This window comes from Zavarzinella sp. (assembly GCA_041399155.1).
In the GTDB taxonomy this organism is placed as follows: domain Bacteria; phylum Planctomycetota; class Planctomycetia; order Gemmatales; family Gemmataceae; genus JAWKTI01.
The window spans coordinates 77,144-90,097 of the sequence record JAWKTI010000005.1; the positions used below are offsets into that span (position 1 = coordinate 77,144).

Annotated in this window: 9 protein-coding genes; all 9 read left to right on the plus strand. The window is 44.7% G+C overall.

The features are described from left to right. Positions 1–191 precede the first annotated feature (191 nt). The 9 genes from R3B84_20785 to R3B84_20825 all read left to right on the plus strand — a co-directional run bounded on the left by R3B84_20785 (position 192) and on the right by R3B84_20825 (position 12,243). Positions 192–467 (plus strand): hypothetical protein, encoded by a 276-nt coding sequence (locus R3B84_20785; GenBank protein ID MEZ6143008.1) that lies wholly within the window; start codon positions 192–194, stop codon positions 465–467. 283 nt (positions 468–750) lie between these two features. Then, on the plus strand, positions 751–1,179 hold the full coding sequence (locus tag R3B84_20790) for a hypothetical protein (protein ID MEZ6143009.1): 429 nt from the start codon (positions 751–753) through the stop codon (positions 1,177–1,179). 693 nt (positions 1,180–1,872) lie between these two features. After that, positions 1,873–2,316 carry a helix-turn-helix domain-containing protein gene (locus R3B84_20795; GenBank protein MEZ6143010.1) on the plus strand — a complete coding sequence of 148 codons (444 nt, stop codon included), beginning with the start codon at positions 1,873–1,875 and terminating at the stop codon, positions 2,314–2,316. Beyond that, positions 2,313–3,008 carry an IS630 family transposase gene (locus R3B84_20800; GenBank protein MEZ6143011.1) on the plus strand — a complete coding sequence of 232 codons (696 nt, stop codon included), beginning with the start codon at positions 2,313–2,315 and terminating at the stop codon, positions 3,006–3,008. Before R3B84_20795 ends, R3B84_20800 begins: the two co-directional genes overlap by 4 nt. Positions 3,009–3,092: 84 nt before the next feature. Next, positions 3,093–4,469 (plus strand): sigma-54 dependent transcriptional regulator, encoded by a 1,377-nt coding sequence (locus R3B84_20805; GenBank protein MEZ6143012.1) that lies wholly within the window; start codon positions 3,093–3,095, stop codon positions 4,467–4,469. Between the two features lie 110 nt (positions 4,470–4,579). Continuing rightward, positions 4,580–6,352, plus strand: a complete 1,773-nt coding sequence (locus R3B84_20810) for an ATP-binding protein (protein MEZ6143013.1) — start codon at positions 4,580–4,582, stop codon at positions 6,350–6,352. A gap of 77 nt (positions 6,353–6,429) precedes the next feature. Continuing rightward, positions 6,430–7,524 carry an efflux RND transporter periplasmic adaptor subunit gene (locus R3B84_20815; GenBank protein MEZ6143014.1) on the plus strand — a complete coding sequence of 365 codons (1,095 nt, stop codon included), beginning with the start codon at positions 6,430–6,432 and terminating at the stop codon, positions 7,522–7,524. A 34-nt stretch (positions 7,525–7,558) separates the two neighbouring features. Continuing rightward, positions 7,559–10,834 (plus strand): efflux RND transporter permease subunit, encoded by a 3,276-nt coding sequence (locus R3B84_20820; GenBank protein ID MEZ6143015.1) that lies wholly within the window; start codon positions 7,559–7,561, stop codon positions 10,832–10,834. 215 nt (positions 10,835–11,049) lie between these two features. After that, on the plus strand, positions 11,050–12,243 hold the full coding sequence (locus R3B84_20825) for a TolC family protein (protein ID MEZ6143016.1): 1,194 nt from the start codon (positions 11,050–11,052) through the stop codon (positions 12,241–12,243). Positions 12,244–12,954 lie beyond the last annotated feature (711 nt).

A 12,954-nucleotide genomic window follows, 5' to 3' on the forward strand; every position in this document is an offset into this window, starting at 1 on the left:
GTCGGATCGTTCCGGCACGCATCCATCATTAATACCCGCGATCCTGCACTGCTGCCTTTCATACTGGCCAGGGCATCACTCAACGGAAACATCGTCTGGTAGTCCCACGGATCTTTCCCAGCTGCCACAATTTTCTGATCCGTATCCCACGCACAGTAGTATACCACGTCCGAATTCTGCTGCTGCATTCCATGACCCGCCAGACCAATCAGATACACCCCACTGGCTTCCGTTTCCTTCCGTGCCAGCTCCAGCGTTGCCTGTATTTTCGCCAGCGTCGCTTCTCTACCCAGCAACAGATATACCTTATAGCCAGACTTCTTCAGCACCGCTGCCAGTTCCGTCACATCCCGCTCTGCATACTGCAACGGCTTTGGCCGATTCAGCTCGATGTGCTTGTATTCGTTGATCCCCACCAGTACCGCCACTTTCACTGGCTCCGCACCGTGCAGTGGGTGTGCCACTAGGATCGCCAGCATTGTCCACAGCAGTATTCGCATTCTCATGCTCCAGAATTGTCCCTTCCCACCTACAACAAGTCTGCAACCGAATTCTACCAGAAAATTCTGCCAATTTTGGAAGAAATTCCGCCCAAGATGGGACCAGACAACTCGTGTCCATTTTTACCAACTTTCAATTTTCTCAAAATTTTGAATTTTCTTTTGTCAGAATTGCTGCCGCCACTTGTTGTGTGGGTAGTTGGTTCAACAAACGTAACCCGGGAACAGAGATTCCCAAAGGAAAACAAAAATGAAGACTATCCGCAACATCATCGCCGCACTGGTATTGGCAGCAGGACTGTTTGGCTCGGCTACTCCCGCAGAAGCCGGCACGTACAGCCGACTTTCGTATTCCAGCCGGGGTTATGCCTACCGCACCTACAGTTATTATTCGCACACTTATCGGAGCCAGCGATACCACGTGGCAGTGTATCTGAAAACCCAGACGCGGTATGTGTACTATTACAATTCCCACAACCGCAAGTACTGGGGCCGCTACGATTGCCAGACGGGTAAGTATCAACTGCTGCCCAAGTGCCAGCAACGGGAAATGATTGCAGAAATCCCCGAATCGGCCTTCCCCGCAGGTGGCAAAATGCCAATGGAAGGTGAAGGCAGCACCGAAAGCCTGTTACCTCCACCCGAACCCGCACAGATGCCAAAGGCCGGCTGTAAGTGATTAACTCTGAAGTAAACACAGAATCGGTGCATCGAATGACATTTGCAGTGCTAATTCAAGAACAGACCGTGCTTTGAGTTTGAAATTTTCCAATGAGTTGTGTGCATCTCTTAAAGACGTTTTTAACGTTACTTTGATCATTTGGTTCTTGAATCTGCCTCATTCGCCTGCGCTCCTCATCTCATTTCGTTGCTTTACTTCCTTAACTGAATTAAGGCAACACGAAAGCCAAGGTTGTTGCTCTGGTTGCAAGATGCCAGCTGTACGGCAGCACATGCAGGTGCATTACCAACTCCTGCCATGGTTCGCCCTGTCTCTTTTGAAGACAATGCCAACGCTGTAACTGTATCTGATATCTTCTTAAAACCGTTTGGCGATCTTTCCAGTTCACACTCTCCACTGGAAAGTCCCTCTTATCCATTCAGTTGCCTTCTCTGTATAGTTTACTGCCATGCCAAAGCTGCTCGGCTACTGTCCATCACAGCCATCCTCTTCGCGCTGAATCACCTCGTACTCCACCAATGATCCTAAGTTGTTATTGAAGATCTTCATACTAATCTGCATCCCGTTCTGATTCAGTTACTGGCTTAATCAACCGCAGTGCCGAAACAAGCTACTGCTTTGTCACATCTAAAAAGTCGGATTGGCAATTTCAGTCAAATCTGCGATACTGCATGGTACAAGGAGGGTGCCATGCGGAAGTTGTATATCATTCGACTGACAAAGCAAGAACGAGTCGAGCTTCAGAGTGTCGTCAAGAAGTTGAAGGGAACCGGGCAGAAAGTTCGACGTGCTCAGATTCTGCTGAAGGCAGATGCCGATGGTCCGAATTGGACTGATGAGCGTATTGCCGAGGCGTTTTCGTGTCGGACTAGAACCGTGGAACGGCTTCGCCAGCGGTTCGTCGAGCAAGGATTTGAAGAAACGCTCAACCGAGCTAAACGTCAGCAACCACCCGTGGATAAGCTATTGACGGGCGACCAAGAGGCCCGCATCATCGCGACTCGGCTTGGGCCGCCTCCGAAAGGCTACAACAACTGGACGCTTCGGTTGCTGGCACGCAAGGTCGTGGAGTTGGAAATCGTGGAGTCGGTGAGCTACGAAACGGTCCGACGCACGCTAAAAAAAATGGCATGACGAATCGGAAGATTGAATATTGGGTGATTCCTCCGGAGGCGGACGCCGAGTTTGTCGCCCACATGGAAGATGTGCTGGAAACCTACGAAAAACCGTACGATCCGAACGTGCCGGTCCTGTGCATGGACGAACAACCGGTGCAGTTGTTGAAAGAAACACGCGTTCCTATTCCCGCCACGGCCCAACATGCCAAGCGGGTTGACTACGAATACGAACGAGCGGGCACGGCGGCTATCTTCATGTTTACCGAACCGCTGGTCGGTTGGCGTGAAGTCTCCGTTCGCGAACGGAGGACGAAGATTGACTGGGCCATCGAAATGGCTCGGTTGTTGGAGGGTCGCTATGCGTCATGTGCCAAAGTGATCGTGGTGTGTGACAACCTCAACACCCACACCAAGGGCGCGTTCTATGAAGCGTTTGAACCCGCGCGTGCGCGGACCTTGGTTCGACGGATCGAATTCTGCTACACACCCAAGCATGGAAGTTGGCTGAACATCGCAGAGAATGAACTGAGTTCGTTAACCCGCCAATGTGTCGCGGACCGTCGCTTTGAAGATGTTGCCACTTTGAGTGAAGAAACCGAGGCATGGTCGAACGATGTCAACACCACACAGCGTGGCGTTGACTGGCAAATGAAGATCGACGAAGCACGAACGAAATTAAAATCGGTTTACCCGACAATTAAGTCGTGACAGAGCACTACCTGCATGGTGATTCGTGAAAGCCCACCCAAATGCAATCAAGTACAATATTTTTCAGAGGGTGGGAGATCGGTGATGACTTTTAGTTTAAGTAATGATCAGTTATATAACGCACTCATTGTGGATGATGACCCAGCAATTCGGCAGTCGATTCGCCTATGTCTTGAAGTAAATCATGCCAAGGTACAGGTAACCAGTACCTCCGCCGGTGCACTCGATGCCATCGAACGAAGTAAATTTGATGTTGTATTTCTCGATTTATGGCTAGGATCTGATTCTGGACTAACTGTTTTGCCAGAGCTATTAAGAAGACAACCTGGCTTGGGCGTAGTTGTGATCACTGCATTCGCCACCTACGAATCAGCCGTAGAAGCGATGAAACTTGGTGCTGCAGATTATCTTCCGAAACCATTTACGCCAGAACAGGTCAGAAACGCGGCGCGTCGGGTAGTAACAGCGAGTGTATTGAGAAGGCAACTCAGTGAACTAAAGGACCGACTGGATGAATCAGAAGGGGACAGCACTTATGTCTCAATAAGCCCAAGTTACATGGGATTTCTGGAAACAGCAGCACGTGCTGCTGCTTCGGATGCTGTCATCCTGCTAAGAGGTGAAAGTGGCACGGGTAAAACGATGCTTTCTCGTTGGATTCGAAGGCATAGTCGCCGACCTGACGGCCCCCTGGTCACAGTGCATTGCCCAATGTTATCGAACGATTTAATGTCCAGCGTACTGTTCGGACACAAAAAAGGAGCCTTCACAGGAGCAACTTCAGATTCGATTGGAAAAGTAGAAGCATCAGAAGGTGGTACTCTGTTCCTCGATGAAGTTGGGGATTTAAGCAGCGATGCACAGGCAAGATTATTAAGATTCTTGAATGATCGGACATATGAACGAGTAGGTGAAGCTAAGGAGCGTCGTGCGGATGTGCGGGTGATCGCGGCCACGAATCGTCAGTTAGAAGAGGATGTTCATGCAGGACGTTTTCGACAGGATTTGTTTTTTCGATTGAATGTCATTACTTTGAACACACCATCACTCAGAAATCGTCAAGAAGATATTGTACCTTTGGCGAGGCACTATCTGAATTTCTTTGAACGAAGGCAAGGCAGACGAAATCTGAACTTTTCGCCCGAGTGCGAACAGATCATTGCCAAACACGATTGGCCAGGAAATTTAAGAGAGTTGAGAAATGCAGTTGAGAGAGCAGTAATTTTGTGTCCATCTTCAGTGATCGAAGCAGAGGATTTAGGTATGAAAAGCAGCAGATCTACTGGCAAAACCCCAGTTAATCAATCGCTGCAAATAGGTAGCAATGCATCACTTGAAGAAATAGAAAGAGAACATATTGCCCGAATTATCGCAAGATCAGACTCGTTTGATGCTGCGGCAAAACTACTTGGAATTGACATTACGACACTCCAGCGCAAGAGAAAAAAATACAACCTCTAATGAAAACGCACTCTTTATATCACAGATTTGTTGTAGCTGGGTTTATGATTGTTCTGGCAACAGTGGGAAACAGCATCTGGTGCGAGTGGACATTTCTCAGATTGCATCAGATGGTGGATATCACGCTCGGACAGAACCAAAAAGTTGTTGACTTCAGCACAGCACTACATGTCTCCCTCGAACGCGAAGATGATGCGTTAGTGCGGGAAATCATTGAAAAAAGCAATGGAATCAGATTGTTGAAAGCTGAAAGAAGTCGAGGCCAGGAAATCTTATTCGAGTTAGAGAATTCGATTCCTGAAACCGACTATCCAGTACTAACAGAACTGAAAGAGCATATTCAACGATACCAAGCAGAAGTGGATAGTTTCCTGAAACAAGAATCAAAACAAAATGACTGGAAATATTATCACACTCGGATTATTCCATTACTTCATCGAGCAGTATCTGGCTGTGACAGTTTAAGAGAAGCACATTTTCAATCGATGCAACAAGTAAATATCGCCACAAAGTATGAAACATCCAGAGATGCAAAGATAGTTGCGTTAATCGGCATCGGCACAATTATTGTTGGAATCGCTGTCGCAACATGGCTTACGAGATCTGTACTCCGTCCAATTGAGAAGTTAACAACTGCTTTTGAAGCAGTAGGTACCGGGGATTTCAATCAGCGAATAGAAGATTTTCCTTTCAAAGAATTTGATGCTGTTAAAATAGGATTTAATCGAATGGTACAATCATTGGCTGATTATCGAAAATCCAGCATCGATGAATTGCTTACTGCAAAACGCACGTTGGAAGCAACACTGAATGCGCTTCCAGATGCTGTGTATCTGTTTCATTCAAATGGCGAATTAATTGCCAACAATCCACCCGCACAAGCTATACTCGCGGCCACTGGTAATTCGAACTCAAATACCCTGATGGCTATGCCATTTAGCGAAGAACATCTGTGCATCATTCGTGAATCCTTAAAGGGGAAAGTCGAAAAAGGAAATCAGCTTGATTTCAGCAAATCGATACGAATTTCGAATAAAGATTCATCGAGACTGCTTTCCATGCAAACAATACCAGTTCCGGAGATTAGTTCGGGACATGGAGGAGTGGTAGTTGTGTTACATGATGTCACTGACTTTGTTCGATTGGATGAGTTGCGAAGTGAACTGATTGGAATGGCGTCCCATGAATTAAGAACCCCTTTGACAGGAATCCAAATGAATTTGCTGATGTTACGTGAATTAATGGCAGAACTTCCACAAATTCATCAGCAACTGATCGACTCAGCAGTAGAGAGTTGTAGCACATTAGGAAGTGTTATTGAAGAATTGCTTGATGTTACCAGAATTGAAGCTGGCCAATTGCGATTAAACAGTACCGAGGTGGATCTAAATCACTTATTGTCATCTGTTAAATCATCGTTCGAGACAAGATTCAGTGATGCAAATGTCATTCTGAAACTGGATTTGTGCGAAAAGGAAGTCCGAATTCAAGCGGATCAATCCAGAATCCGGACTGTCATCGCGAACGTATTGGAGAACGCGTTAAAATATTCTCCACCAGGAGGGCTAGTAGATCTGTCTGTGCAAAGTGCACAGTTGGAATCGCACGATAGTGTGCAAATTGCCTGTACAGACATGGGGCCGGGTGTCCCAGAAATTTATCGGTCTCGGATATTTGAAAAATTCTTTCGAGTAGAACACTACTGTACGCACCCCACAAAAGAAGTACGTGGTACAGGAATTGGGCTGTATCTGTGCCAACAGATTATCCAGGCACATGGCGGGAAAATGGAATGCCATGGTGCACAAGCTGGAGTTGGCACGAAAATTGCAATAATCCTTCCAGTAATACGTTCAACCGCAAAGGCAAAGGAAAAGCAGTAAGACGCTGGTTAGAATATTCCGTCGATTGGAATTCTTGTAATCTTGTTGTATTTAGGCAGTAATTAACATTGGCATTTATGATCAACACCAGAAATTTCAGCATTATTTTTTCAATGATTTTGTGTTCATTGACAGCCTGCGAGCACGAACATGAAGAGGCACATCACCACCACCACCAGATAGTAGTGACAACTGCCAAAGTAGGAGATATCGACATACCCGAAGAGTTTGTTTGCCAGATCCACTCTCAAAACCACATTGAAATTCAGGCGATGGAAACGGGATACCTTGAAAAAATAAACTTAAAAGAAGGCCAGGAAGTGAAAGAGAAAAGTGAACTCTTTCGCATCATTCCTGCGATTTATAAGGCAAAATGGGACAGCGAACTGGCAGAATTGCGCCTTGCGGAACTCGAGTACGTTAATGCTCAAAAGCTGTTTGAGCAGAAAGTTATTTCAGATCGCGAAGTAAAACTGTTCGAAGCGAAGGTTGCTCGTGTACAGGCAAAAGTAAAGTTGGCAGAGGCTGAGTTCGATTTTACAATAGTGAAGGCACCTTTCGATGGAATTGTGGACCGAATGATGAGACAGGCAGGTAGTCTCGTCAAAGAAGGCGAAGTGTTGACAACGCTTTCCGATAATTCCAAAATGTGGGCGTACTTTAATGTGCCTGAAAAACGGTATTTGGCCTACATGAAAAAAAATAATAATTCAGTTGGTGGCGAAATAGTCACCCTGAGATTAGCCGATGATTCGATATATAAGTTTCCAGGAAAAATTACTGCAATTGAAGCTGACTTTAATAATGAAACCGGCAATATATCATTTCGGGCAGATTTTTCCAATCCAATCCGACTATTACGGCATGGACAAACAGGAAAGTTAATTCTGACAGAAAATCACAAAAATGCAATCATCATTCCACAAAGAGCTACTTTTCCAATTCTAGATAAGCAATATGTTTATGTAATTGGAGAAGATCATATTGTCAAACAGCGTCGTATTATTATTGAACATGAGTTAGATGATATATTCATTATTAAATCAGGTCTGAAAGCGGATGAGCATTTCATTCTGGATGGTATTCAGCATGTTCGCGATGGAGACCACGTAGAATATACCGTTCAGCCAATTGAAGAAGTGCTGAAGCACCTAAAGAATCACGCCGAATAACTACCAAAGTCCATCTAAACTATTACGAGAAAATATGTTCTCACGTATCTTATATCGGCCAGCATTGGCAATTGTAATTTCAATTCTACTTCTGTTCGTTGGTGGCCTAGGCATTGCTACAATGCCAGTATCGCAATTTTCGTCCATTGCGCCACCAACTGTTCAGGTAGCGATTGCCTATCCAGGTGCTAGCGCAGATGTCCTGGTGGATACTGTGCTGATCCCACTTGAGCAATCCATTAATGGTGTGCAGGACATGCGTTATATTGCTTCGTCTGCAACCAGTGCAGGTGAAGCAACAATTACGATTTACTTTGAACCCGGATCAGATCCTGACATCAACGTGGTAAACGTACAAAACCGTATTAACATTGTGATGAATCGACTCCCTCCGCTGGTACAACGAGAAGGGATTTTGGTCAGTCAGGTTGTGCCCAGTATGTTGATGTATGTAAATATCTATAGTACTGATCCTGAAGCAGACCAGAAAGATCTGTTCAATTTTGCGAACGTTAGTGTCATGCCGGTTTTGAAACGCATTCCAGGAATGGGAATTCCTAGGAATCTTGGCAACCGTGCGTACGCAATGCGGATTTGGGTGAAACCTGACGAGTTGCAGAAACGAAATCTTTCCACCGAAGACGTGATGAAAGCAATTGCCGAGCAAAGTGTCATTGGCTCTCCAGGCAGACTTGGCCAGGCAACTGGTGACACTTCTCAATCTATTGAATATGTACTGACTTATGTTGGTCGATACAACACGAAAGAGCAATACGAAAATATCATTCTGCGATCAAATTCCAAAAGTGAATACATTCTTCTTAAAGATGTCGCGGAAGTTGAACTTGGATCCGAGTTTTTTGACATTTATTCTGATATCGATGGCCATCCTGCTGCTTCTATCGTACTCAAACAGAGCCCTGGCTCTGATGCAAGAAAAGTTATCGAAGAAATTAAAAAGGAACTCGAACAAATCAAAAAAGAAAGTTTTCCACCAGGGATGGATTACGAAATCGCCTATGACGTATCACGATTTCTGGATGCCTCAATCGAAAAAGTCGAACATACTCTTTTAGAAGCGTTTTTATTAGTTTCACTAGTAGTTTTTCTATTTCTCGGTGATTTGCGTTCGACACTGATTCCGATCCTGGCTGTTCCAGTATCATTAATTGGCACATTCTTTATTCTGAAGAACTTTGGATTATCTATTAACCTCATAACACTTTTTGCCATGGTGCTGGCAATTGGCGTGGTGGTAGATGATGCCATTGTAGTTGTAGAAGCGGTCCACGAAAAAATGGCTAAGAAGCACCTATCTCCTTATCGGGCAACGATGGAAGTGCTTAACGAAATCAGTGGTGCGATCATTGCTATTACGCTCGTGATGTCTGCTGTCTTCCTGCCTGTTACTTTTATCCCTGGACCAGTAGGTACGTTCTATCGGGAATTCGGCATCACCATGGCAACGTCCATTATTCTTTCTGGACTTGTTGCACTAACTTTGACCCCAGTGCTCTGCGCAATGATTCTCAAGCCACATCATCATCCATCCAGCCACACTTCGCCTGGCAAGCGAAAACCCTGGTATTCTATTATATTTGTCATCGTCCTAGGGGTTGGGGTCCTAGTGGGACTAAATTATCTTGCACACCATCTATGGGGAAAGATCGGCTTTCTGATCAACTTGATTTTTGTGATCCAGAAGCCATTCAACTGGATTTTGGAACGTGCCATTATCCTTTATGGAGCAATATTGGACAAGGTAATTGCGAGACGGATATTTACGATCATCGTCATTGGTGCATTTGCAGCAGGCACGCAGGTAGTTAATGACAAACTTGCTACTGGATTTATCCCCAGCGAAGATCAGGGGATCGTCTATGCAATTTTGCAGACCAAGCCTGGATCTACGTTAGAGTATACCAACAAAAAGGCTCAACAATTGGAAGAGATTGCCAAAAAAATCCCAGATGTTGCGTCTGTTACTTCCCTTGCTGGTTACGAGGTTCTCACAGAAGGTCGGGGATCCAATGCAGGCACATGTATTATTAATTTGAAAGATTGGTCAAAGCGGAAGCATACCGCTAAAGAAATCATCGAAGAACTCGAAGAAAAATGTAGCACCTTGACTGATGTCAAACTGGAGTTCTTTGAGCCGCCAGCAGTTCCAGGTTTTGGTGCGGCGGGTGGATTTTCACTGCGGCTCTTAGATAAAAACACTGATACTGATTATCAACGGCTGGGCAGGGTCACAACAGAATTTATGGATGCCCTGAGCAAACGTAAGGAACTTACTGGCTTGTTTACATTTTATACTGCCGATTACCCGCAGTATGAATTAATTATCGATAATAAACTTGCTATGCAAAAGGGCGTATCCATTGGTAAGGCTTTAGACAATTTGAACATCTTGATCGGAAGCACCTACGAACAAGGCTTTATTCTCTTTAATCAGTTTTATAAGGTTTATGTCCAGGCAAAACCAGAATATCGCCGTTTTCCCAAGGATCTTGATTCTCTTTTTGTAAAGAATGATAAAGATGAAATGGTTCCTTATTCTGCCTTCATGTCTATCAAGATGAAGCAAGGTTTAAATGAAATTACTCGTTATAATCTTTATCCTTCAGCTACAATTCAAGGGAAACCTGCTCCAGGATACAGTAGTGGTCAAGCTTTAAAGGCAATTAAAGAAGTTGCTGAAGAAACGTTGCCCAAAGGTTTTGGTCTTGGGTGGGAAGGACTCTCATTTGATGAAGAGAAAAAGGGAAATGAGTCAATTTACATCTTCTTAGTTGTGATTGCATTCGTTTATCTGGTTCTGGTTGGTCAATATGAGAGCTTCTTTTTGCCGTTGGGTGTTATCTTGTCCCTTCCTGTGGGAGTATTTGGATCATTTTTTATGTTGAAGTGGATGGGGTTGTCGAATGATGTTTACGCACAGCTTGGGATGGTGATGCTGATTGGTTTGTTGGGCAAAAATGCCATTTTGATTATCGAGTTTGCGGTTCAACGTAGACGGGATGGTTTATCGCTAGCTGCCGCTGGCATTGAAGGTGGTAAACTGCGACTTCGCCCGATTCTGATGACCTCGTTTGCCTTTATTGCTGGCATGTTGCCATTAGTTATTGCTACTGGACCCGGTGCGATAGGTAACAGAACGATTGGTTCCACAGCAACCGGTGGGATGTTGGTTGGTACCGTTGTTGGTGTCTTTATCATCCCGGGTTTGTATTACGTGTTTGCAAGATTGTCTGATGGTCGACATATTTTGTCTGAAGAAAGCGATCGACCACTCAGCGAAAATGCCTGAGTTATCCAATTTCCCTGCAATCGCATCTTTTCCAGAACTCCCATTTTAAGTATTTTCTGTGACTTCATCGTCTGTTTTGTTCATTTTTTCGTAAAAAGCCGCATAACCGCTATTTTTCATATCGAGCAAATACACGGCAAATTCCGATAATCTACTGTCTTCAGTTGTCCCGCTTCAGCAACATTTATCCATCGAAATTGATTTGAAGGTACACGATGAAACCTGCAAAATGCCACTATCGTAATATAGCCCGGCTGATGATCTTATCTGTTGTGGGTATTTCCGGATGTCAGATCCCGGGTATTCGTTTTTCAGAGCCAGCAACTGATTTACCCAGCACATACCAGAGCGCCAGCAATTCTTCCAGCATTCCAAATTCTTTAGATATGACGGGCTCTCGTAACTCTGGTCTCCTTTCGGTGGCTGATTTTTACAAAGACCCAGTTCTTTCCGGGTTAATTTCGTTGGTATTATCCAACAATCGAAATCTGAAAATTCTTGATGAAGAAATTGTGATCGCGGAGAATGAAATTCTGTCCCGACGTGGGGCTTATTTGCCTTCCGTAAGCGTTGGTGCAACCGGTGGAATAGAAAGACCTGGTAAATTCACACGTGGTGGGGCTGTTGAAGAGCAGTTGTTGATTATGGAGGAACGCCGCTTTCCGAATCCACTTGGTAATTTTGGAATCGGGTTAAATATGTTTTTCCCCATCGATTTGTGGCGTGAATACCGTAATGCGCGGGATGCGGCGATAGAACGGTATTTTGCCGCTATCGATCAGCGGAACGATCTGACTGTTCGTCTTGTTGCTGAAACTGCAAGCGAATATTACAAGTTGTTAGCACTGGACAAAAAATTAGACAACATTAATAAGATCATCGAAATTCAAGAGCAAAGTTTGGAACTAGCGAAAGTCAGGAAAGAAGCAGCACGCGATACTGAATTACCTGTGCAACGCTTTCTCGCGGAAGTACGAAAAAATCAAAGTGAGAAACTGTTAATTCAGCAGGAGATTACAGAATCAGAAAATCGTGTCAATGTGCTTGCATATCGAACTCCGCAACGGGTTGAACGAACACTTGCTGAATTTGATCTCAATTCAATGCCCCCTCTCGATATCGGTCTGCCATCTCAGTTACTCGCTAACCGGCCAGATATTAAGATGGCTGAGAGAGAAGTAATTGCCAGTGGACTTGATGTTGAAGTGGCTCGTGCCCAATTTTTCCCCAAAGTGGATGTGGTTGCAGGTATCGGCTGGGAAGCTTTCAACCCAAAATATCTTTTCTATACACCTGAATCTTTGGCATATAATCTTGCTGGTAATCTGCTTTTACCTTTAGTAAACCGAGCAGCAATTAAAGCAGAGTATATGAGCCGCGAACGCACGTCAGCTGCAGGCAATTTATGATTACCAGCGAGTTGTACTGTCCGCTTTTGCAGAAGTTATTAACAATATTTCAATGGCAGAGAATTATCGTAAGAGTTTCGAAGTAAAGAAAACCCAAATCGATGCTCTTGTTGAATCTGTTGATGTCGCCAATAAGTTGTTTCAAAATGCACGTGTCGAATATGTTGAAGTGTTGTTGGCTCAGCGAGACTTGCTGGAAGGCAGATTATCCTTGATTGAACTCCGAAAAAACAACTTTCTGCGATAGTGGCAGTATACCAGGCACTTGGTGGCGGAAGCAATTCTCGTGTACCCGTTCAATGAGCGCGTATGTAGCGTGGTAGGCAGTTTTCTTTGTTCCAAATGCACTAGTAGTACAGTCAAGGCTAAAGCATTGCGACGAAACTTGAAGACCAATTTTATCCTGAACCAGTACCAGTGTACTGACCGGATCTCATCACCCGATATTCCATAAGTTATGTTAAAGTTCCCAACTTTTTTTCTCAATCGAACAGCAACTCCTCTTTTTCCTACCACTTATTCCGAGTAAGCCTGATAAGAAAGCTTTGTTGAAAAAAATTGACTGGAAGGGATGATCTTCAGCATATTCAGCCTGGATTGAGCGACCCAGAGACAAAATGGGCGAAAACCTGAAGGATGGCATCTTGTCAGGTTCCACACGTTCGGGATTCAATTCGGCTGCCCACCAAAATGGGCGGAAACAAGCTGGTC